We start from the raw sequence: 25,917 nt of genomic DNA, 5'->3' as shown, positions 1-25,917 counted from the left end.
TTACAGAAACTTGACTGAGCTGACCACAATCAATATCTAGGAATCTTATGATTCACTGGGTTATTTACATAGTCTAAGTAATATTCATGCAAGGGCATGGCGCCTAGCCCCTCCCATAAAGCACGGGACACCTCAGGGTTTTGCTTTAAGAAATTTTTTGACAGGGCTAAATACCCATAACTAATGTCTACTGGTGGAAATACTGGCTCTAGTAAATCACTGTATGGGAAGCCTGAGATCTGTTCATCGTATATTTGGCATAACCCCAATGCACCATCTACCAACCCCTTCAAAACAAGTTGATAAGCATCGTCTTGTGAGTCTGTTTGAATCACACGATACAAATCTTGTTGGAGTGCTCTTAAAACCGCATAACCACGTGGTACTGCTAGACTAATTGGAAAGTTGTTGTTTGCGACATCTTGCCCTAAACCTTGCTTACCTACTAAGCAGGTACCTAACATGCTAATCGCCAATGTTTCATCAACCTTGCCCTGCTCATTGATAGGAAAGTTCAAAAAATTCGCTCGCTCAGCACGATAAGAGGCAACTACGGCATCCACTTTATTTTTTTGAACTTCTTTCAAACATCGCTGCCAGGGCTTACGAACAAATTTAAACCGTACATTACGTACTTTGCTCTCTAATCCTCGTAAAATCTCAATAGTCGCACCTGGGCGGTAGTTAGGCACTTCAAAGCCGCTACCAAGAAAAAACGGGGGTATGTTTTTATCTTCATAACACAGGGTCATGAAAGTGGTTGCATACGCTAATGAAGACCATGATATGAGAAGAAAAAATGCTAAAAAACGCATATGGCTCGCAACTAGTTGAAGGATTAAGTAATGCACAGACATGCCTGACGCTCTTTATACTATAGCCTACTCGTAGCGCTCTGCCTTTGGAGCAGGAAGTTCGTTTTGTATTTATGAGTATATAAACAAGTGCCTTGAGTAAAACGCTCAAGGCACAGCAAACTGAAACTTAATTACTTCGCGTCTAAATAACGCTTTTCAACTTCTGCCCAGTTAATAACATTGTAAAACGCCGCGATGTATTCAGGACGGCGATTTTGATACTTAAGGTAATATGCATGTTCCCACACATCCAAACCTAAAATTGGTGTCTGATTGCTCATAAGCGGGCTATCTTGGTTTAGTGAGCTTGTCACTTTCAACGCACCATCAGCGTCAACAACTAACCACGCCCAGCCGCTACCAAAACGGCTGACTGCCGCAGCTGTAAATAGTTCCTTGAATGCATCAAAACTACCGAACGTGTCTGCAATTGCTTTAGACAACTCACCTTCGTGTAATTCACCACCATCTGGAGACATAATAGTCCAGAATAGGCTGTGGTTATGGTGGCCACCAACATGATCTCTCACCGCACCTTTAAGGTTTTCAGGTAGTGATTCAATGTTTACAAGTAAGTCTTCAACACCACGATCGGCAAACTCTGTGCCTTCTAAAGCCGCATTCGCTTTATTGACATAAGTCTGGTGGTGAAGTGTATGGTGAATTTCCATTGTTCTTGTATCAATATGCGGCTCTAGCGCATCATACGCGTACGGTAGTTGTGGCAATGTAAAAGCCATGATTTTTCCTCATTTACTTTAGTGGACGATATGTGGACGGTTAAAGCCACCTTCCATTGCCATATTAACTTGTTCAATTAACTCAGGAAGGTGGGGGTGACAGGACGCAAAGTTAATTAACTCCTGCCGTGTTTTATGTAAGTGGTGGCAAGCAATCTCAACGATTTCAATTGACGCATTTTCGACTAAATGAAGAATCGCAGTATGTACTTCTATCAACTGCTGGCACGCTCGCTCAGGCTTAGAAAGTGCTAAAAAGCAGTCAGCTAAATTATGAGCCGCAACGACTAGAGCTGGGCAGCAATGCTCTATTGCCGTCAATTGCTCATCACTCGCTTCGCTTTTTACAAAGCGTTCAAGTAAATGACCAGCCAGATTTAAAGCGCTTTGATATTTGTCTCTGGCTGAATCAAATTGACCATGCTGAAAAGCGTGGTTGCCCGTTTTTATCGCATATTGCCATGGTGCTAAGGCGTACTCCAAAGGAGTATCAACTGAAGATTCTGGTTGCTCAATTAGGGCCATTACGCTCCCCTTAGATTGCTTTACACCTGACAACTATAAACAAAACCAACACCTTAATGCAAATTGTTTTTATTTGCATTATTACCATGATTTAATCGTGGTTATTACTTTATTTACAGCGCCTACCACACCCCACCGATAAGACTGTATAAATTAAAACCAGAGTTAAAAGCATAAAAGACAACGATAATGAGAATAAGAATCAATTGTTAAACCTATGATTTTAAAGGATTTTTATTGACAAGTAAGAACATGTAGATAGAATACACTCCATAGTCAGAGTTTGAGGAACATCCTATGAAGGGTAAACAAAAAATCATCGATGCATTTAATGCACTACTGGCAAATGAATTAGCTGCAATTGACCAGTATTTCATTCACTCTCGCATGTATGAAGACATGGGTCTTGATAAATTGTATGAGCGTTTGAACCACGAAATGGAAGAAGAAACAACGCATGCAGATTGGCTAATTAAACGCATTTTATTCCTTGAAGGCGTGCCAAACATGACCAAGCGTCGCGATTTATTAATTGGTCAAGACGTGAAATCGATGATGGAAAACGACCTGACACTTGAGCTTGAAGTGGTTGCATGTGTTAAAGACGCAATCAAAGCCTGCGAAGAAGAGCAGGATTATCAATCTCGTGCAGTACTAGAAAAACTACTGTTCGACACTGAAGAAGACCACGTTTACTGGCTTGAGCAGCAGATTGGTTTAATTGATAAGATCGGTATTCAAAACTACCTACAGTCTCAACTTGCATAGGAAGGCTAAAATATGAAAGGTAATAGAGAAGTAATTGTCGCGCTAAATAAAGTACTTGCAAACGAGCTGGTTGGTATTAACCAGTATTTTCTTCACGCGCGTATGTTTAAAGACTTTGGCTTTATGAAATTAGATAAAGCAGATTACAAAGTATCTATCCAAAAAATGAAAAATGCTGACAGACTTATTGAGCGTATTTTATTTTTGGAAGGCCTACCAAACTTACAAGATTTAGGTCGATTAAATATTGGCGAGAATGTGCCAGAAATGATTGCTGCCAACCATGCTTTTGAAGAAGTCTCTTTAAAAGACTTACAAGCAGCTATCGCTTTGTGTGAAGAAAAGCAAGACTATATCAGCCGTGAAGCTTTGGACAACATCCAAAGCGAGCAAGAAGAGCAAATAGACTGGCTAGAGACACAACAGCAACTACTTAAAACAATGGGCCAAGAAAACTACTTACAATCACAAATGTAAGCCACCCCCATTAAAAAAGGGCGCTTGATTAAGCGCCCTTTTTCGTATTCAATTCTTTATGCAACTTGCTCTGTCACATCAACAATGTCGATAAGCTTTTCATTCAAAATCTTTTTTGTGCAGTTACAGCATTTGCCGCATTGTGTGCCAACACCTAGCTCTTTGCTTAGGTCTCTCATAGAGCGAGCACCGTCATCTATCGTCTGCGCTATTTTTTTGTCTGTTATTCCGTGGCAGATACAAATATACATGAATGAAAACCAATCTCAATTACATCAAATGAAGTTAGTTTAATCTAAACAAAAATAGTTATCAACTCACTTACGTATAAAAATGAGAATAGTTACTAATAGCATTGATCAATAAAGAGTTTTATTTCACTATTTGGTACATGCATCTATGCATCATTGGCATTACCGCCTAAATTTAGAACAGAAAATACCATATTTATTCTTTCACCACTTAGATAAAGTTACTTTTTTAATGCTTAAATTACGGCTTTCTCAACAAATTGAATATCCAAAAAGCCTCAGTTTCCATTCACTTTGGCAAAAAGCACGCAAAAAAAAGCCTGCTATTAAGCAGGCTTTTCGTTTACAAGTGATTTAAAAGCGCACTTCAACGCCAGCAGCAACCTCTGAAATACGGTTCGCGCTTAAGCGGTAATAACTATAAGTTAACACCGCAGACACGTTATCCGTGAGTTCATAGCCAATTGCACTGCCAATATAAGCACTGGTGCCTTTTTGCTTATATTCGGTGTAACTACGAGTATTGGTTTTACTTTCAATACTGTAATCCCACCCATAAGCGCCTAAGAACAGCTCTGCGTGCAACTTGTTATGCTTAAATACCTCTAAGCCAGTTTGCAAAGCAAAGCCCTCAGGTAGCACAGGTGCAACACGAGAAACCGTTTTTTGCCAGCTATCTGGGTTCACTGTGCTATCACTGAAGTTGACTCTGCCCTGCCCTAAATCGATGTAACGCATACCAATATTCCAGCTTGGCATAAGTTGGAAAAACGCGCCTACTGAGAGCGATTGACTGCTGTTATCGATATTAGTGATTTGTGTGCTTGTAGGTAACGCACTGAAATCAGCACTGACTTCAGCTTGTCCTAGTGTGCCTTGAACACGCCATTGCTGTGCAGCTGCACTCGAGCTCATAACACATGCCGTTGTGATAAGCGCATAAGCAGGCAACTTGCTTGAGCGACGACGTATAACCAGAGCCGAAATCATCACAACTAACAAACCGCCTAAGCTACCAGATGATGTATTCTGCGCCGATACACTCTGGTGCGCCGTTACCGACACTTTAACAATCCCTTCGCTTGTAGCGCCTTTACTGTCTTTCACCACGTATGTCACCACATCTTCACCTGTAAACCCTAGTTGTGGCTCATAACTGAGCGTACCGTCACTATTGACAGTGGCTTTACCCTGGTTTGCTTGTGCACTGACTAATGTCAACACATCTCCATCTGGATCCGTATCATTTGATAAAACATCGATGATAAGGCTAGATTTATCCGTTGTGTTTGCTGAATCAGGCGTAGTTACTGGCGCATTGTTAACAACCAATTCTACGGTTACTGTGCTACTTGCCGTGCCGCCTTTTCCATCCGCAATACTATATGTAATGCTAGCTGTACCTACAAAGTTCATTGGCGGTGTATATTTTAGCTGGTTATCGATAACTTCAACCTCACCAAAATCAACACTTACACCAGTAATTGTCAGTACATCGCCGTCTGCATCAGTGTCGTTACTCAATACATCGATAAAGACAGATTCAGACACTCCAATTGTCAGTGAATCAGCTTGCGCTAGAGGTAGTGTATTGTCGCTCGCTAGAACAGCAATACCGCCTGGGTCCACAATGCTACGGTTGGCAATACCATCGTCATCATTCGGGCCGCCATCGACAATCTTCAACTGAACACACCAATCGCCTTCATTTAGACCATCTCGCCACTCACTGCTACCTGGAGGTGGACAGTAGCCTGGCTCTCCTGCCGCTGATAAGATTTTATCTTGATCAGTAACTGCAAAGTTTATCCACTCGCCATTGCGATATTTACGATAAATCGCATTCACAGGGATTGGTTTACGCTGCGGGATTACAATCCCATAAACGTCTCCCTCTTTTGGCAAACCAGTCGCAATAAAGTCAAATAGGCCGCCAATGTTTGTTGCTTCAGCATCAGCAGGTAGTTCACTTTCTAAAAGTTGTGCGCCACCTGTACTATTTTGAGCAACCGTTACCCCTTTACGCAAGCAGACACCCGGCTCACCCTCAACGAGGAATTGATTTGGATCTTTGATTTGTCCAGGAATAACATTACAGTCACTGTTCGCATCTAAATAATCAGGAATACCATCGTTATCAGTGTCAGCAAAACCCTCTTGCGAGTCAGGGATCAAGTCACCATCACTGTCTTCAATACCTAACTCAGGCAAGCTTTCAACCACTTCAAGATACACATCTACAGTCGAAGATAAACTTGGCACTCCATCATCACTTGCTGTGACGCTTAACTTATAAATGCCCGCATTTAACCCCTTAGGATCAAGCTCAAACACATCTGCCGCCGTACTCAAATTGCCAAGCTGCTGATCTTCCGCCACCCAGCTAAATGTCACTGTATCTAGCGGGTTTGCATCAGTCGCACTTGCTTTGACTTGCACTAAGCCACCACTTTGAACAACCAAAGAGCGAGACTCGCCACTTTGTACTGTTTCAAACGCCAATGCTGGTGCAACATTCTCTTCAACAATCGTCACCGTACTGGCAAATTTTGCACCTCGGTTTAGTGTATCAGCAAGGGTAATCACTATGGTTTCATTACCCTCTACTACACCATCACCAAACACATTAAAGCGAATTACTCCTTCATTGCCCTCGTTAATAATGACTTCACCATCAATTAAATCATGGTCGTTGCCATCAGCCGTACCTGAAATGGTATAAGGTACAGTCACCGGATAAGAAGGGGCTTCACCATTCAAGAATACCTTAACCGTATGTGTGTGCTCTTCAGCAATTTGGCTGTCTTTGCTCAAAGAAATAAGCGGATTAACTGTTAGAGTTTGCTTTTTAACGATTGACTGTGCATTACTGTCAGTGGCTTTCCAATAAACATGGTGTAAACCTGGTGCAAATACAGTTATGCCGTCCACCAGCGAAACCGCAATAGGATTGCCATTGCCATCTGTTGCTGTCGCACTACCTAAGTCAACCTTAGTAAATAACCCTGTTGCATCAACGGCCTTGTCCTGCGGCGTAGTCAAGGTTAATTGGCCTACAGAACCAGCAGCATTATTAACAATATCTACCGTTGCAGTTGCGCTTGACTGTTCACCTTGCGGATCAGCAATCATATAAGTGATCACGGCTGTATCTTGAACTGTGGCCTGAGGTTGATAAACCAATTGGCCATTTTCAATCGTCACACTACCAATTGATGCACTTGCACCAACTAAGCTCAGTACATCGCCTGCATCAACATCTGTGTCATTTGTCAGTACATCTAGCGTGTATGAAGATGATACTGTGTTAAATGTAAACGCGTCATTTTGTGCAACTGGCGCATCATTAAGTGGATTAACCGAGATAGCCACTTGTGCAGCGACCGAGTCTTCAGCACCGTCATTTACGACATAGCTAAAGCCATCAGAACCATTAAAGTTTACACCCGGAATATAAGTAAATAACTGCCCTTGAACGGTTAACGACCCGAAACTAGGCTGCTCAGTAATACTAATACTTAAGCTATCTTGATCTGCATCTGATACCGGGGCACTGAAGCTGACCGAAGAGTCTTCATTTACAAAGACATCCATACCCTGTGCAATAGGCTTCGCGTTTACATAGCCAACTTCAATGGCAAATGGGCTTAGAGAAGCTGTCAACTCTCCGTCTGATACTGTGATCACAATATCTCTATACGAGCCCACATCATCTCGGCCCGGTGTACCACTGAGAGTACCTGATTGCACGTCAAAGCTTGCCCAAACAGGCAGATTAGACACACGGAAAGTAAGCGAGTCTTCATCTAAATCGGTTGCTTGTGGTGTAAATGAATAAGCAACGTCTTGATCAACACTAGTAGCTGGGGCTCCCGATATTTCAGGGACATCGTTCGCTGCATCTACCGCTATAGTAACCTGCGCTGGCTCCGACTCAACTTGACCATCAAAGGCAATAAACTGCAGACTATCTTGGCCATTGAAGTTCGCATTTGGCGCATAAGTCCATGTATTTACACTTTGTTGTGTCAATGAACCAGATACGGTACTGCTAACAATTTGATAGCTCAGTTCATCACCATCAATATCAGTGGCAGCAAGTGTGATCAATAATGACCCATCTTCTGCTAAAGACACGCTTTGACTTTGTGCAACTGGTGCATCATTCAGCGGCTTCACTGTCATCGTGACAGTTGCTTCATTAGAAAGTGCACCTGCCGCATCTCTTACTGTATAGGTAAATGCATCATCACCATTAAAGTTGGTATTTGGTACATACACAATGGCGCCCGTACCTGTCACACTCACTTGACCATTTAGAGGTTGCTTAACAACGCTAACACTTGACAGATCTAAGGTATCGCCTTTATCAACATCACTGTCGTTACCTAATACATTAACTTCATGTGAGCCTTCTTCAAACAACTCAGCCGTATTATTTAGCGCAACTGGTGCGTCATTAACAGGCGTAATATCAACTGTCACTGTTGCCGACTCAGAACTCAACTGTTCGCTGTCTACCAATGTATAAGTAAAGCTAAAGCGACCATTGGCATCTTGCTTTGGTGTTAACTCTAATGTGCCATCCGCAAGTACTGCAACATCAGCCATATCGTATACACCTGCGCCCGTGCCTTTATCCTCTAGCATGACATTTGCAGCGTTAAAACCTTGATCTTCAACATCAGAGTCATTAGCAAGAATATTAAGCGTCGCCACTTCATCCTCTGTCATGGCCAAAGTATCGTTACCCACGACAGGACGATCGTTCACTGCACCAATATTCACAGTCACGTTTGCAGGCTCTGAGATCAGGCCATCACTATCCGCTATTGTATAGCTAAATGAATCGCTGCCGATGGCATCTGCATTTGGTGTGTAGACTAAGCTTCCAGTCTGTTGGTCTAGGGTGACAAAACCTTTCGTCGGGGTAGCAGTTAATGCAATAGCACCTGTTGGGTTAGTGTCTTCAACGTCTTCAGACTTGCTACGAAGGTCTATACTGTCACTCGCCGTATCTTCTGTAACCAATAAATCAAATGCTTTGGCAACTGGTTTATCGTTTACAGGCGTAATATCTATGATCAGCGTGGCTTGTGTAGATGTGTTACCCGCTAAGTCCTTCACCGTGTAAGTTAAGCTATCTTGACCTGTGGCATTGAGGTTTGGCGTATAAGTAACAATGCCATTTTCAATGCTATAACTACCCAGCTTAGGCTCAACAACAACCGCCGCAGACGAAGCAACCATGTCATTTTCAGCATCACTGTCATTAGTTAATAACTTGACTATGATTTGTGTGTCTTCAAGTGTTTGAGCAAAGTCATCCACTGCTACCGGCGCATCAGCTTGCGCGTTCATATTTAAAGACACAGTGCGCAATTCAGAGCGTGCTCCACTAGCATCTTCAATTTGATAAGCAAAGCTATCGCTATGGTTTTCACTACCATCATGACTGTACGTAAAGCTACCATCGTCATTCAGTACAAGCGCACCAAACTGCGGCTCATTGACAATAATGGCTTTTAACACATCGCCACTATCAATATCGTCATCCGTAGCGGTATCAATCAAACCTTGCGCTTTAGCAACAATGAGTTGTTCTGCTTCATTTAGGTCGAATGCCAAGTTCTGTGCCACTGGCGCATCGTTAGTGTTAACAACTTCAACGCTAAATGCAGGCAACGTAAACGTTTCGCGGCCATCATTCACTGTGATTTGAATGTTATCGTATGTACCGACATGCTCATCTGTTGGCTTACCACTCAATTTACCTGTTTGAGCATCAAATGTTGCCCACGGTAGGGTTTGGTTAATGGTAAATACATGCTCATTGTCTGTATCTGGGTCATTAAGAAGTGGTTCAAACACAAACTCTGAATCTTCATTAATTGTCGATGCTGGCGTGCCTGTTAATGTTGGCGCAACGTTATATGCTTTGATAACGCTTGCAGTAATGGCCTCTGCGGCATTGTATGCATCATCTAAAACAACAACATTTAAGAACAACTTGCCTTCAGCCAAGCTAGATACATCAATACCCGAAATCACCTGCGTTGTACCAGTAATTGCAATTGGCGAAGTACTGCCTATTGAATTACTGCCGTCGCTAATGTGATAAGTGATCAAGCCAGAGCCTTCCAAGCCTCTTAAAGTAAAGCTCAAGGCCGTGTCATTGTCTTCATTGATCTCTGCTTGATCAATAGTAACGCTTTGACCTGTCGGTACGCTTGTATCAGTCGAAATAGACAGTGACTTAGCTTCTGAGTTGGTATTACCCGCAGCGTCTTTTATGCTGCCTGCGGTGATAAATAGTTGTACTTCACCATCTACATTCTCACTTGGAGTCAGTTTAACCTGATAAGTGGTTGAGCTTAGGGCTTTAAAATCAGACAATTTACCGTTCGTTACACCAAATTGTGACTTAGATAATGCTTCGACCGCTTCACTTAGCGTGACTGTAATAAGCGCTTCGTCACCTTGCTTCAGTGCCATATCATTAGACGTTAAGCTCAGTATTTCTGGCGATACTGTGTCTAGCGTTGCTGCATTTGACGCAACTGATGTATTACCAGCAATATCGGTCAAAGTAACATTCAGTGTTAAATCACCATCTTTTAAGCTGGCAAAGTCTGTAAATGTCACTTTTTGATTTGCTTGCTCAATGGTGCCTGACTCAGAGATTGTGCCGCCACCTGAGCTAATTAACGTGTAGCGATAAGTCGCGCCGACTTCTGCACCCACAAAGCTAAAACTCGCTTGCGCTTGGTTTTGAATATTATAAGTGCCACTGCTTAAATTCACAGATTGCATGCTTGGCGCGGTAGTATCAATGTCGAGTTTAAATGATGCTGATTGGCCTTGGTTGCCAGCAATATCAAAATAATGACCAGCACTAATCTTGAATTCTTCTTGGCCAGTATGCCCAGCTGCTGGGGTATATATCGCAGAGTAGCTGGTGCTACTGTGCTTAACAACAGGCCCCAATGTCCCTTTATTGTCTTGTAAGCTGATCATATCGCGTGTAAATGACGCAACAGGCTCACTAAATGAGAACAACAATCTAACAGGCTCATTGACACCTGCCAACGACTGAGGTGCCTCAATTACAACAGACGGGCTCACAACATCTAGTTTAGCAATGCGCACTACAGGCTCAGATGTATTACCATGTATATCCGCAGCTTGTAACGTCAGCTTAAACTCTGTCTCGTTTGTAAATTGAGCACTATTTATTCCAAATTGGCCAATTGACCAGGTTGGATTATTAAACATGCCTGACTGTTCGATACTTTTCTGCCCAATTTGCACAGTTGCAAGTAAACTATCTTCTGAGCTAAAGGTATGCGTACTTGACCCTGATATTTGATATGTATTCAGCTCACTCGCGTTGATATAACCGTCTTCACCTAGCCAATTGAATATCGTAGGCGTGTCATTCGCATCAGTGTCAACATAAAGCACCCTACTCGATAATGAGGTTTGGTTACCTGCATGATCAAGTCCGTTGAAAGTGATTGTATAGCTTCCATCTGGTAATTCTTCAGGGCACGTAAATGTCCACGAACCGTTTTCACTAACACTAATTTCATTAAATGATTTAGCAGAGCCGTCTTCTGCAGTTATGTATACACTTACAAAATCGAATCCTTGTGCTACCCCTATATAAGTTGGTTTGCTGACTCGAGAAACATGATTTGTATTGGCAAGAGACTGGCTGCCTTTTGACATCTGTGTAAAATTGCCGTCCGAATATGGCGGAACGATGTTATCAAAAATAAGTACTAACGGCACAGAAGCAAGACTGGTGATATTTCCTTTTTTAGCCACAGCCGTGATCTCATGAGAGCCATTTGTTTCTACTGCATTTGTTGCAATAACCCATTTACCATCCGCACCTACATAAATGCTGCCTAATTCACCGTCTATATCACTTATTAGAGTGACACGAGTATTTGGCTCTGCACTGCCTGTGAATTGAAGGAAATGACTATTAGTAATATTGTCATAATCACTGACGCCTTTATCCCAAGTTGAACTTAAATCCGGCATCGAAGGTGCCTCTACAGGCAAGTTATCTTCAAGGTTAAGGGTAAAGACTTGCTTCACTTCCCAGATATCGTCTTTGGCTACAACACAGATTTCAAGGGCACCGGCATTAAACAAGTCATCAGCTTTCAGTGCATTACCATCAAGGTAAATACCAGCGAATACATCTGTCTTACATATGCCATCAATCACCTCATATAGTTCAAAAGTAACGCTTTGTTCATCAAACTCAAGGGCCTCAATAGTGGTAAAGGCATTTTCATACAGTAATGCAGAAAGATTGATGTCTGTTTGGCTCAATGACACAGTTGGCTTGGTATCCACCAAGGATACAATGAACGGTTCACTTGGTTGAACACCATCCTCACCACCATCGATCAGCTGTAGTTTAAACGCCCCTGCTCTAATGCCATTTTCGACAATATACTCAAGTTTACTACCCGCCTCGTTGTCCATCAGGTCAAGCTGGCTAAAACTGCCACCTACTTGTAACTCAGTTTCCACTAAACCTGAACCGCCATCTGAGTGAGTAAGGCGCAATAAGCCACTTTCAGGCAACTCTACAATTTCGTAAAAAATACCCGCATCGTTGTCATCTGGATCAGTCGCTTTGAGGCGTTCTATTGTGATCTGTGTATGGCCTTCGCGCTCAGGCAAAACATATATCGGCTTATTAACCACACGCGTTGGCGCAGTATTGACGTCCGTGATATTTAAATCAAAGTTGCTCGTAAGCGGCTCATCATCGGTGTTACTTTGTAAAGAGTAGCTATATTGAGGCTTGCCTTCATAGCCATCTTTTGGTGTAAAGGTCAGCGCGGCAATTAAGCGATTTACATCTTCAACAGTACCCGTGATGGTAACTTCTTTACCGTATTCAGCACTGTCAGGGTCGCCAAAGTCAATGCTTGCAGTGCCAGGGTCAAAATCTTCTGGTAGGCTAAACACACCTGGTAAGCCGTCTACATTTGTATTTACACTAAAGGTAACTTCATCTGCATCGTCGTCTTTTAGGGCAAAGTCTTTAAAAAACTGTGCAGGTTTGGTCGCATTAATCGGCGTCACCGCCCAATTTGTTGGCTCGTCTTTTGTGATAGCGACATGAGTTTCACCCGCATTATCACCTTCAACGCTTACAATTAACTGGTTAGTGCCTGATATTTCTAGTTCAGGTGTTTTATTGACTGCGAATGGGACTTCATATTGCTGATATACTTCCCACTGGCCGTCAACCACGTGCTGAATAACTACCTTTGAGCCACCATTATCAGTCGGGGTTACCTCAACAATATATGGCGTTTCTTTACCTAAAACAAAGTTACTGGTATCTCGAGAAAGGGTGATAGGATCAAGTTTTATCGGATCTGAACCATCAGCAGGCTGATAATTGTAACCTACAGTACGTGTATTCTCGTTACCCGTACTAACTGTATCCACAACAGAATGCAGACCAACAATGTTACCTAAAGCGTCTTTCTTTTGCTCAACATGGATAGAAGTAATAGAGTCAGACATATTTTGCCCGACATTCCAAGTAGATGTTCCTAACTCATTAAAGGTATTTAAGCTAACGCCATTATCTTTAAAAACAATCGCTCTATTCCACTGAAGCGAGTTTGCTTCGCCTTGTGTCAAAGCTTGATCCGTATAATATTTATCTCCGGACATGTTAGCTGCATAATAAGCAACATCACTCTGGGCATCAATCACAAGTGAGAGACTTTGTATCGGTAAATAATAAGTATCTATAGAATTTACCGGCTCATAAATATAATGAAGGTCACCTTCAATATCACGATACTCAGCCCAGCCTAATTCATCACCATTTTGTTGGAACTTATAAATAACATGATTACTCCACTCGAGATTGTCTCGGTGGAACATCACGTACGGAGTGCCATTTTCATCTAATGTCAGGGCATATGTTTGACTTGCAAGAAGATCACCCTGCTGCACGCCTTCACCAGCACCTACGGAGAGCGGATATGTCTTTGAAGTGCCTGACTTAGCATCATAATGGATCATCGACAAGCTCTTTTCATCGCTTGAATGATGCTGTATGTGTACTAGGTATGCACTGCCATCATCTGAAAATTGCAATTGTGGAGATATTGATTGGAATTCTCCCGAAGACTTACCAAGAAATTGATCATCAGCTACATTCTGCCACTCACCATCAATAAGCTTACGCCAGGATAGCTTTGTGGCGGTTTGTACACCTTCAGTATATATAACATGTACCTCACCAGATGGACTTGTCTTAATCAATAGCTGATCAGCGTTTAGCATCTCGTCTGTCAGTGGGATCTCTGAGGTCGTAATATTACTGCCTTGCGCACCAAACTCAATTTTGTCATCCACAAGTTCGACTTTTACCGGCAAAGTGAACGTCGCAGAGCTTGAGTATCGCTGGCTATGTACTGAGCCTTCTCGCAAGCTCACGTCAACCAAGATTGAAAAATCAATCAGAGATTCAGAACCATCATGTACAAAATAGAATTTCTTGGTGGCAATATCATTGATAACGCGTTGTGTAGCCAGCTGCTGCTCAGTTAACCTCTCACTGTCACTTAACTTTCCATCTCCATTGGCATCAAGGTAAATATCACCAGAGTGGACAGATTGCGCATTAAATGAAAACGTTAAGTCGTCTAAAACAGGCGCATTAGGATCTGTAAACTGAACTAGTGTCGGGTCTAGTAATGCTTTGTCGCCTTCAATTACATTCAGCGTTGATAACGAAAACAGTGACTCTAGGTCAGTATACGAAATAATATTTAAGTCAAATTCGCCGTTGGTCTCAGTGTCACCTGACGAGCCTTGCACTGTGTACGTGTATTTAGGTGTGCCTTCATATTGACTGCTAGGCGTGAATATCAGCGCCGCAAGTACACGATTAATATCTTCAATCGGACCGCTGAGCCTGATCCCTTTACCATTTTGAGTAAATTCAACAATGGCCGCACCTTTATCAAAATCAGTAGGTAAACTAAACGTGCCCGGTAGATTTGCGTCGTCAGTGGTTAGGGTAAATACCGCTTCTTCAGAGTCTGGATCTTGAATTTGTAAGCCAGCAAGAATATTCGACGGTGTGTTGGCGCTTATCTCTGAAGCACTCCAATCAATGGCAGTTTTAATACCAACTGAATACAGATATGAAACAATATCTCGAGAGTTTTTCAAAGTAATAAGCAGTTCGTTACTGTCAGAAAACTTCAGTTCAGGTGCGCTGTCTATTTGGTATGGTACTTCAAACTCAAAATAAGGTTGCCATTGCTCTTCCGCCACATGTTTAATTTTGATTTTTGAACCATTAGAAGAGTCAACTACCTCGACAATATAAGCAGTTTCGTTATTAAGCAATACCTTGCTCATAATCGGTTCAAGTGGTTCAAACTCTAAGTTAATGTCAATTGGAGACGGAAAAATTGAAGCATATTTAACGTCATTAAATTGAGTTTCAAAACCAACTGCAAGGAACGCGTGAATACCAGTCTGTTCTTCAGTGCTTCCTAGCGTTGCAACTTGTCCTGTTATATTTGTACCCTGTGGGTAATAATATTCTGCGCGGTCGAATTGAGTTGGCCCTATAGAAAAGACACCATTTTGTTCAACTAGTCTGCCAATCAAAACGTGAACTGTAGAGTCGTCACCCTCACCATATGCGTAAAAGTGTAATCCTGTACTATTAGCTACAGCTAACGAAAATTTACTTTTCTGTATTGAAGAATTATTTACCTTACCGGAAATGCCGTAAAACAAGTTTTCATCTGAAGAATATATCTCCCTCAAAGAGTAATTTCCACTTTGCTCATTTACCTTAACAAAAGTAACATAACGTTTTGATTCATCTATGTCCTTTGACGTCATAGCCATGACATAAGGTATACCCTGAGCATCTAGTGCTAAGGCAAAAGCCTCATTATGCGTTTTTAACGTTTCAGCATCAGCAAGATTATAAACAACTTCATTACGCTCAGGGGCGTATTTAATAAGGGTCACCGTTTCGCTCATACTAACAGTATCAGTGTCAGAGCTTTTACTGATAAAAGCCAGATGCATTGCACCAGTCTCATCGAAGAGCATTTGCAAAGACGTATCAGCAACTTTATCACCCTCGGTGACTGAGCCCAGCAGCATGTCACCTTCATACGCTGAACTCGGCAAGGTATTAAATGTTGCTCTTTGCTGCCAATCTCCGTCTACAAACTGCTGTAAATATACCTTTTGTTCCCAAGCGTTAAAAAAAGCAGCAAAGGCAGTCCCATCTTGCGATTTATCGATAACAAGATCAGCAGCAAGTTCCATATCATATGATAGAGGGATTTCTGTTGCACTAAGTTGCTCTTTTTGGCCAATCACCGGTGCATCATCGACAAGCTCGACTTTCACAGGCAGCTTCAAGGTGCCAGTTGGCCTATGTGACTCACTGAAGCCGGAGCCTTCAACCAATGACATATTGATCGTCACAGATAAATCTAGTAACGACTCAGACCCATCATGAACAAAGTAATAACGATTACTTTTAATGTCTTCATACGACCAAGCTTGACTTATAAGCTCCTCTGTTAACTTTTCGTCTTCCGATAACTCTCCATTCATATCTACGTCGTAATAGACAACTAAAGGACCTAAAGTGTCTTTATCCAGGGTAAAGCGCACATCATTAACGACACCTTCATTGCCTGCTTCATACTCAAATAAATCCGTCGTAATACGCGACGTCTCACCTTCGATGATATTGAGTGGTGGTGAGGTGAATAAAGACTCTAGGTCTGTTGCTGAGGTAATATTTAAATCAAGCGTGCCGGATGTTGCCTCACCGTCTGGCAGGCCCTGAGCAGTATAAGTGTATTGAGGCGTACCTTGATAATCCGCATTTGGGGTAAAAATAAACTTAGTAAGAAGATAGTTAATTTGTTCTTTTGAGCCTTTCATAGACAAACCTTTGTCTGTCATTTCTAGCTCATCAACAAGATCTCTCTCAATTCCCCCGGGCAAACTGAAAAATCCTGGTACGTTCTCATCATTTGTACTCAAAACAAAAGATAATTGGTCTGAATCAGGGTCTTGGATTTGTATGCTCGCAAGGATATTAGAAGGCCTATTCGCTGAAATTTGCGTCGAACTCCAATCAATTGGGGCTGGCTTTCCCACTATATAAGAGTAGGCTTCCCCATCTTGTGCATCTTTAACAATTATTGTCAGCTTCCCATCATCAAACACACTGAGTGTTGGCTCTGCTTCAACTTTAAAGGGCACATCAAATGCATAAAAAGGACTAAAACTGTCCCCTTCTGATTTCAGTACATATACTGGTGACATGCCCTGATCATTTAACGCTCCTATATATGTGACATAAGCAGCGTCACCAGCTAAAGTCGCAGAAGCGGCAACAGCATTATAAAGATTCTTAGATGCAAAGGCCCTACTTCCGTTTTCCTGACAGTAACTGTATTGATATTTGAAGACATTCGAAGATTTATCTTCAATTAATGCATGCGTTGCTAGCGGGTCGCTCGAACAATTTTCCTGCGATGCAATCTCTAACGTATATGCAGAGTGCTTCCCGATTGAACCTTTATCTAGCCCCATTTCCAATAGACGGTCAGATAGAAATTGCCCATTTTCCTTGAAGACTTTATGAACGTTAGAATGACTGATGGAGTGACTTTCACCTGTTGCTGCATACTTAAAGTTCTCAGAGTCCACCTTAACCAAAGATAAGCTAGTCAAAAGTTGAGCTGTATTATTTGCAAAAACGGCCTCAGTGGTTTTAAGCACTTCATTCAAAATATAAACACCCTGATTAAGTTCAAGTTTGTTTATCTTGGTGTATTGCATTGGATATGAAGTATTATCAACGGTAACCACATAGGGTATGCCATCACTTCCTAACGTAAAACCGAAAACGCCATCTTTCACGTTAAGATTTTCTATGTTGGCATACTCATATGCAACTTGTGCAGTTTGAGGTAAATACTTAACCAACTTAACTGTATATTTTTCTTCACCTTGAACAGAGCTATCAAAGTTAAATGCCAGATGTACGCTTGCTGCATCATCAAAGTCCATTTGTAAGCCTGTTTCATCCGTAAGTTGTGTGACAGACTCATCAGCGGTGCTAAAGGAAGTTAAATATTTCCAGTGACCATCTACAAATTGCTCTAAGTATACTGAACGGGCACCACTTACAAAGTAAGCCGCAAATATATTCCCATCAGGCGATTGTTTGATGACTAGTTCATTAGCATCCTGCATGGCTGGTGTTAAAGAAAGTTTGGTATCCGTAATATCAGGCTCACGAACGCTAAACGCAGGCGCATCATCGACGTTTAGTACTTCAACAGGAACTCGAATAATAGTACGGTTACTGTTCATTTGAACTGTTTGATATTTGTCAGTCAACAACCCTAGTGCAAGATACACAGCTTGGCCCTGAATGGGCTCAGAGCCATCGTGGGTAAAGTACACATTGTGTGTGTCAGCATCAGTTAACTTGACTGCATAGTAATCGTCATCAATTAACTCATAACCCTTGACCACTTGATCATTTTCGTTTTTATCAACGATAAATGAACCATTTAAGAACCTGTCACGCTGTGTAAAATCTCTATGAGTTTGTGAAGCGACAGTTATCTCTAAATCGTCAATTATGCCCATATCGCCATTTTTTGGTTGAATCAAATCTGACGTAATGGCAAATTTACCTCCTTCCTCAACCTGAATAGTCCCGATGTTAACCAGTGAGTCAACAGAGAGCATGTCATCTATTTCAAAAATGGCGTCAGCTTCACCTGATTGGTAAGCACTATCGTAAAGTTTGACTTTTATTTTTCTATCTATTTCTAAAGGTGTAAAAGATTTATTCTCATACTTTATAGACTTAAGCAATGACTCCACTTGCTGTGTAGAAGCCCATGCACCAGATATTTCAATCGTATGCTGCAAATCAATATCTTCAGCATTGTCCACACCATTCAGTGCGTTTTGCGAAGCAGCAGTCAAAGACAACCCTTCACTTATGCCTTCTTGTGGGTTATCGAGTGTAACGACGATTTTACTTATTGTACTTTTATCGGATACGGACACCTCTTTTAAAATTGCGACTGCTCCTTCTCCCTCTAAATACAGATAGTTATTCCCATCGTTGTCTGTGCTGAGCTCTATAACAGGTCCACTGTAGTCACACAGTGATGTATCTCCCCCGGGCATACACGCACTAACCCCAAAACTTGCAACCCCCGCATTCAGAGCAACGCCACCAAACAGTGCGGCTTGAATATGCCGACTGAGCTTACTTTTTTTATTAATTGATTTACTACTAATAGACATCAAACTACCTATTTTAAAATTACAATTCATTATCTGTTGACATGTGTAGGGCAAATTAAAAACCGGAAAAACCAGTCACTAATTATCGCTTTACTTTAATGAGGTTAAAGAAAGTGTGATTACTAAAGAAGCGGTATAAATAAAGACGACACACTTAATGAAGTACATTTATTAAACAAGACATTTAATAAATAGACACCAAGAAAAATTCAAAACTTGATTTATACTGCTTATAGAACTTATCAGATCACTCTTTTTATAAAGTTTTTAGCAATGGTATACCCGCACATAAAGTTAACTAGATTATATACTCAAATGGAGGCTCTTTTAAATTTAATTACATTTAAATCAATAATATGAAAAACACCTGAATACATATAAATTTACATAAAAATCACTTTTAGAAACAAATAAGAAACTACTCTACTGCCAATTTATGAAATAAAATTGGTGCAATGTACCGATATTAATATGTAAGTTCTATTACACTTTATTACACAGTAGTAAATCAGATAAAAGCTTATGAACAACACTAAAAAACCGAACAAAGAAGAAAAAAATAACACTTTATATAAAATAAAAACCCATTTTTTAACTAAATTTAACTTTAATGGTAATGAAAGAATAAATAGCAGTACTGAGCAGGGTGTAATAAAGATGGCATTAGTTGAGTGATAGAAAACGTAATATTGCGCCTCTATATTTAGGGGGAATAGGCTGGAAATAGACCAAGTATTAGCATGCCTAAAAGTAATCTATTCAAACATGCTACATTTGGAAAGTCAGTTCAGGGATCCTAACGTATTCTATAAATCCTGTGCTTGCCATTTAATCAAGCAATGATACAGCTCAGACGACTCTATAGGCTTAGCAACGAAGTCATCCATGCCAACTTGCAGGCACTTGGCTTTGTCTTCACTGAATGCATTAGCGGTAATCGCAATAATGTAAGGTGCGCCGTATTGTTCAGGCGTTGATCGAATGGCGCGTGTACACTCAAACCCGTCCATATTCGGCATTTGGCAATCCATGAGCACAATGTCATACTTTTGCGCTTTTAACGCTTCCAGTGCCTCTACACCATCCTGTGCTTTTATGATTTCGCCACCTGTTTTAGCCAGCATTTGCATCGCGACAATCTGGTTGATCGGATTATCTTCTACTAATAAAAGTCGAATGCCTTCTAAATTGGGGATACCCACATTTTCTTGCACCGAGCGCTCTATTCGACCGCCTTGTTTAGCTGGGATCACAACAGAAAACTCACTGCCCTTTTGTTCTTGAGAAGTAAAAGTCAGCTCACCTTCCATCAGTAAGACCAAACGCTTACAAATCGTCAAACCAAGTCCTGTTCCTCCGTATTTGCGTGTTGTAGACAAGTCAGCTTGCGTAAACTCATCAAATAAGTCTTTTTGTGCTGCTTCTGAAATGCCGACACCAGTATCCTTGATACTGCAAGTTAATTGCTCGCTGTGATAATTAAGCTCAAAGCGAATAAAGCCTTCCTCGGTAAATTTACCAGCATTACTCAATAAGTTATTGATAACCTGCCCAACACGCAAATCATCAATGACAAGTACGTCAGGGACTGTATCCGAAATCACATAAGTAAATTCAACTTTAGGATTTTTTATGGACTGTTCAAACGATGCCGAAAGATCCTTAACAAACTTATTAATGTCAGTATCTTGCTTAGAGAGATGCAATGCCCCTGCTTCAATTTTCGAGTAATCTAAAATGTCATTCAGTATCAGTAACAGTTTGTGAGCTGATTGATAAATAATGTCTAACTGCTCTTTTGCTTTGGTATCTTGCTCTGACTGTATGAGTGCCTCTGACATGCCAATAATGCCATTGAGCGGTGTTCTTATTTCATGGCTCATATTGGCCAGAAATTGGCTTTTTGCCGAGCTTGCTCTGTTAGCGCTTTCTAGTGCGCTGATAAGCTCCTCCGTTTTTTGGCGCACTTCCAGCTCTAAAGTTTTATTAAAGTCTTGTAGTTTTCTATTGAGCTGCGCATTTTCATCGTTTGCTGTATTTAATTTGGTAAAACTCATCGATAACTTAAATGCCAACTGCGAAAACTGCTGCTGTAAAATAATGACCTCTAAGCAACTGCCATCGGTACTGTTGTTCACTTCAGACATTTTTTTGCTAGGATCAAATGAGTTAATACTATGACTTAAATCTACAATGGGTTTAGTGAACACTCGGGTCATTCTATTCACTAAAAAGCTACTAATCGCTATGATGAATAAAGCCAAAATAAACGACTGTATCCAAGCAGACGCAACGGCTAAATTCACGTGCTTGCGCTCAATTAAGCTAATTACCCGCCACTGGAAGATATCCGATTGCATACTTTGTTTGTAATACACATCTCGATTGTTGCTAATGAATATTTGGTCTGTTGTCTCAGTCAGTTCTTGCAACTGCTGATCTGCAATATTATCCAAAATATTAAAGTCAGATTTTAAAGAGCTATAAACAATGTTGTTTTCATGATCAACAATCAGTAAATGCCCTTTTTGCGCAAGCACTCTGGGAATAAACTGCTCAAAAGACTCAAAATAAAGGGAACTCTCAACGATCCCTTGAAACTCACCTTCCTCGTACAAGGGAGCAGATACAGCCACTACAGGGTCATTGCCAAACCCTCGACCTTGGAAAATCCCAGATACATAACCATTGGGGTAGTAAGGCGCTTGAAGGAAGTATTCACGGTCAGCAACTGATGGGACTTCGCCTATCAAACTGACTTGCAACGCTTTAGGGTAGAAGTGTGTCACCATCGCGCTGTGATCAGCCACAATAGCCGTTCTAAAATTAGGATAAGTCTCTACCAGTCGCCTGATCACCTGCTGTTTATCCACACCCGATTGAATATCCTGAGCCGCGACCATAATCGCGCGCCGATAACTCTCAAGATAATCATCAATTTGCTTTAATGCACTGCCAGAAGCATCTTGCAGTTGAGCTGTGACTTCATACTCAATGCGTTTGTAATGACTGTTGGTAAGCACGATGGTGGTGATCAGTACCACTAATATAATCAACTGGCTGATCATGTAGTTAAGAATTTGATAGAGAGACTTAGCTTGCCATACACGTTTGAATAAAAACAGCGATATTAAGTCAACAATCGCAAGGTAAACCGCAGCATTTATCAGATACTTAGCAAGTGCGGTGAAAATCACTAATAACGTTAGCCCTAAAACAAATTTGCCGACAATAAACAAAATGGGCACACCAAATAGCACCCAGTAACCTAGTCCTCGAATGAACAAGGGCTTGTTGGCACGAATACAAAATATTTGTAACCAGGCTATTTCGAACAGGAATACAAGAGAAGCCCAGCAATGTCCCCACCGATACAGCAAAAAAAGTGCACCGATGGCAACAGCGACCACAGCATAGCGCCAGCCTAAAGCAAGTAAGCACAAGATAACAAACAGCTGTCCAAACAAAAACTCTGAGCTATCTAGAAACCAAATAGGAAGCAGGTTAGCAACACCGCCAACTATTCCTAAAAAAAGTGCAATAATTACTTTGGGTAATTTAACGAATTGATTTAGCAATACCAGCTCCTCTTTATATTCTATTAAAAAATAAAGGAAAGCTGGTTATTTGCCAAGTTTAATGGTGGGGACAATCGTGACTTTCTATTTGCAGCACACATTTTTCAACAGAAAATAGCTGCTTTAAGCGCGCTTCAACTTGGAAACGACATGCATCATCATGCATTTCTATGGTGCAATGATGTTTTAAAACAATATGTGCTCCCACTATCAGCGCATCGTCAGTGTTGGATACAGTCACATTATGTACACTTTCAACATGTTCAGTATCAACAATCGCCTTTTCAAGTTTGTCTACATTAGGCAGTGTACTCTCTTTGTTAAGGAGTCCAGTTAAGCATGTCTTAATCACCTTAAAGCCTGTAAATAACACAAAACTTGAAATCAACATACTTGAAAGCACATCAATAATGTTCAACCCCGTCAAATGGATGAGTATGCCAGCGACAAACGTTGAAACTGTTGATAATAAATCAAAAAAGGAGTGTAAAAATACCGCGTAAACATTAATGCTGTCTTTTCTGCCTTTATACAAAACCCAAGCAGCCACACCATGAAACAAGAAACCCACTCCTGCAATGGTCGACATCAAAAATGTATTCACTTCGTGAACATGGCCTTGGCTATGTAATTCGATCCGCTCAGTCGCTTCAAGCAGTATAATCACAGCAATAGAAACATACAAAATACCATTGATGAGTCCACCAGTGTATTCTGCTTTTTTGTAACCTTCATTAAAGTTTTTAGCGAGTTTTACCGCAATGCTCGATGCGATTAATGCGATAAGCAATGAGCTGTTGTGGACAAATAGGTGTCCTGCGTCTGCGAGCACGGCTAGAGAATTGGCAAAATATGCACCAATTAGTTGGATAACCATAAACGTGCAAGTTAATGCAAGCGCAATAAGTAAGCGCTTCCGAGAAGCCTCATGAGTTGTAAGATCGGTCATTCGAAACTTGAGAAACCTTTGTAACTATAAATTAGAGGGTGCCTTATGATAAAGGCCGATAATTGTAACTCTATTTCATTTCAGACGCATCAAAAATAACAATATTTAGCAAATAAATAGACTATTTCTTTCATCTAAAAGCATGAGCTAACTAATCACTTCCGGCCCATCAACCAGTATATGGCTCGCCGAATACAAACGCTGCTCAAAATAACGAAGCTGCTCATAATTATATAAAAATTGCGTATAGCGCATGACTTCAAGTGCGACTTGCGAATTTTCAAAGCAATTAGCAGGACGTCCAGGGTAAAAACGGCAACCATTATTAAAGGCGACCATATGCCTCACACCACTTTTAGCGCCAATACAATCCGCGAGTTTGCCTGCACGTACTTTTGATGAGTTGAGCGGATTTAAGAAAAACTGAGCACTTCCCTCTTTCGTCGAATGCCACATTTCACTATGTAAGTTTGCTTCAATATCACCAACATGCTGAGTGCAAATAAATACAAAAACACCAAATGGTGACAGCACCACAGCATCAATATCTAACTCTTCGAGCAATGGACTCATACTTCGGTGCACTATGATGTATTTCTTTTTATCCAACTTACTACTCAGTACATCATAAGTCTTTTTAAAGCTTCTCTTTTTTGATGAGTAGCTGGTGCGATAGCCCTTACTGATAAACCGTTTTGCGAGTTCTATTAAAATATAACCACACAATACGATACTTAACCAAAAACCAAAACGGGTAAAATGGTCTGGCTGTTCTTCAATTTCGTCGTTAAGCGGATTGGGAAATGCCTGTGAGGTAGGGTCGATAGAATTCAAAGAAGCGACAGATTCACTGATGACAGGCGGTTTTACTAATATCTGTGCGCGTTCAGCTTGTTCACTTAACTCATTTTGCTGCGCCAACTGTGCTTCAAAAGCCTGCTTTTGTTTTGCAACTAGCTCAGCACACCTTACTGCACTTTGGAAGGTTTGCTCCCCATCATGGCAGATCATCGGTTTTTCATAAAAAGCTTGCCACTTTGAATACACTTGAGGGTCACGAAATTGACTCGCACCAAATACAGAAAGGTTGATGTGGTTTTCAGTCACATTGACAATTTGAGTTGGAGACTGACAATACTGCTCGATTCGATCTTTGAGGCGAAAAATGCGCGCCTGCTCTGTATCTGACATCTTCGTTGAGCTTTGCAACAACGCCAGTTCTGTGGCGTAACGCTCACATTGACTGACATCGAGCTGTGCTGGCAGGCCAGTCACCCACCGTGAAAATAAGAGTAAAAACAAAATCCATCTGTTCATTTAACTGTACCTAATTTAAATCTATTTCAACTGACCAACCTCAAAGCTGTACTATTTTCGGTTTGCCAACATATTTAGCGCCCACTCTTCCAATAAGCCGTCACTACTCAAAGTCACCAGTTTTTCTTTATTTGGCGCATACATATCAACAATGGTTGCCCCCGAATTAACCGTATCGATCTGCCATGTACCAAGCTCATTGCCGCTTTTAGTATCCCAAATCGTCAGTTGAGATTTGGAAGAAGACGTTGCCAACAAGCCACTTTTATCGATAAATAACGCTTTTCTAAATACTTTGAAGCGAGCCATATACTTGAGTTCACTTTTATCCGCACCATCTATCAAAGACGCAATTACTTGATTATCCAAAGCGTCAGATACAAAGAATTCAGAAAAATCTTTTCTAACAGCTAAGCTGGTTACCCTATGATTGAATTCCTTCGTGAACACCGGGTCTGGCGACCCAAAGCGCCAAAGCGCCAATTTGCCATCTTGCGCCGCAGTCATAAATAACTCGCCTTTATCATCCCATTCCACATGCATGACAGGGCGGGTGTGCGGCGCAAATTGGTTATTAACTTGAGTATGTAGGTGCGCCATATTGACGGTACCGTCCGACATAGCAACAATAATTTTGTCCATCGAGGGCGATAATGCGACTGATGTGATATGTGCGTACCCACTCACCCCGGTAAAATTCACTTTAGTGACTAGTTTTTTTGTTGCTAAAGACCAAAATTTAAGTTGATTATCCCCTACGACGATCAGCATATTGTTATCTTTAGATAGGACGACCTCTCTAGAGAGCTCTGGCATTTTGTCTTGTGGCACCGTAAACAAAGCTTCCATGGAGCGACTGTCCCATACGGTCAGCGCATTCGCACTATCTATAGTGACTAGTTTGCTGCCATCTTGTGAAAAGTGTCCAATAAGTACCCCTTTATCTCCAAGCTGGCTGATTGTTCCTTGACTGAGCTCTACTTGATCATCACACCCAACTAACAACAGCACAAAAAGCAACGGGATTAGTCTTAACAACATGGCTCTGGTTCTCTAAATTCAAGGGCAATA

Annotated in this window: 11 protein-coding genes; 2 read left to right on the top strand and 9 right to left on the bottom strand. The window is 41.3% G+C overall.

Going from position 1 to position 25,917, the window contains the following annotated elements; translation table 11 throughout:
* Positions 1–29 precede the first annotated feature (29 nt).
* The 3 genes from L1077_RS09025 to L1077_RS09015 all read right to left on the bottom strand — a co-directional run bounded on the left by L1077_RS09025 (position 30) and on the right by L1077_RS09015 (position 2,122).
* The gene (locus L1077_RS09025) at positions 30–857 is read right to left on the bottom strand and encodes a substrate-binding periplasmic protein (RefSeq protein WP_237136532.1); all 828 of its coding nucleotides are present in this window, start codon (positions 855–857) and stop codon (positions 30–32) included.
* A 131-nt stretch (positions 858–988) separates the two neighbouring features.
* Entirely contained in the window at positions 989–1,597 is a 609-nt protein-coding gene (locus tag L1077_RS09020; RefSeq protein ID WP_063363618.1) for a superoxide dismutase, read from the bottom strand.
* Positions 1,598–1,615: 18 nt separating this feature from the next.
* Positions 1,616–2,122: a hypothetical protein gene (locus L1077_RS09015; protein ID WP_237136531.1), complete on the bottom strand. Its 507-nt coding sequence runs from the start codon at positions 2,120–2,122 to the stop codon at positions 1,616–1,618.
* Between the two features lie 297 nt (positions 2,123–2,419).
* Between L1077_RS09015 and bfr (L1077_RS09010) the strand changes: the two genes are divergently transcribed.
* Positions 2,420–2,890 (top strand): bacterioferritin, encoded by a 471-nt coding sequence (bfr, locus tag L1077_RS09010; RefSeq protein WP_039610271.1) that lies wholly within the window; start codon positions 2,420–2,422, stop codon positions 2,888–2,890.
* Between the two features lie 12 nt (positions 2,891–2,902).
* The gene (bfr, locus tag L1077_RS09005; protein WP_063363616.1) at positions 2,903–3,367 is read left to right on the top strand and encodes a bacterioferritin; all 465 of its coding nucleotides are present in this window, start codon (positions 2,903–2,905) and stop codon (positions 3,365–3,367) included.
* 56 nt (positions 3,368–3,423) lie between these two features.
* Here bfr (L1077_RS09005) and L1077_RS09000 read toward each other — a convergent pair whose 3' ends face one another.
* The 6 genes from L1077_RS09000 to L1077_RS08975 form a co-directional block, all read right to left on the bottom strand.
* The gene (locus tag L1077_RS09000) at positions 3,424–3,618 is read right to left on the bottom strand and encodes a (2Fe-2S)-binding protein (RefSeq protein ID WP_023397915.1); all 195 of its coding nucleotides are present in this window, start codon (positions 3,616–3,618) and stop codon (positions 3,424–3,426) included.
* A 354-nt stretch (positions 3,619–3,972) separates the two neighbouring features.
* The gene (locus L1077_RS08995; RefSeq protein ID WP_237136530.1) at positions 3,973–19,002 is read right to left on the bottom strand and encodes a tandem-95 repeat protein; all 15,030 of its coding nucleotides are present in this window, start codon (positions 19,000–19,002) and stop codon (positions 3,973–3,975) included.
* Positions 19,003–19,808: 806 nt separating this feature from the next.
* The gene (locus L1077_RS08990; protein WP_237136529.1) at positions 19,809–22,580 is read right to left on the bottom strand and encodes a response regulator; all 2,772 of its coding nucleotides are present in this window, start codon (positions 22,578–22,580) and stop codon (positions 19,809–19,811) included.
* A gap of 58 nt (positions 22,581–22,638) precedes the next feature.
* A complete protein-coding gene (locus tag L1077_RS08985) occupies positions 22,639–23,529 on the bottom strand; it encodes a cation diffusion facilitator family transporter (RefSeq protein ID WP_237136528.1) in 891 nt (296 codons plus the stop codon).
* 147 nt (positions 23,530–23,676) lie between these two features.
* A complete protein-coding gene (locus L1077_RS08980) occupies positions 23,677–24,846 on the bottom strand; it encodes an NERD domain-containing protein (protein ID WP_237136527.1) in 1,170 nt (389 codons plus the stop codon).
* A 51-nt stretch (positions 24,847–24,897) separates the two neighbouring features.
* Positions 24,898–25,887, bottom strand: a complete 990-nt coding sequence (locus tag L1077_RS08975) for a WD40 repeat domain-containing protein (protein WP_237136526.1) — start codon at positions 25,885–25,887, stop codon at positions 24,898–24,900.
* Between the last annotated feature and the right edge of the window lie 30 nt (positions 25,888–25,917).

The organism is Pseudoalteromonas luteoviolacea (assembly GCF_021654285.1).
In the GTDB taxonomy this organism is placed as follows: Bacteria; Pseudomonadota; Gammaproteobacteria; order Enterobacterales; family Alteromonadaceae; genus Pseudoalteromonas; species Pseudoalteromonas luteoviolacea_J.
The sequence above is the reverse complement of the archived record's forward strand: the minus strand, read 5'-3'. Positions and strand labels throughout refer to the sequence as shown.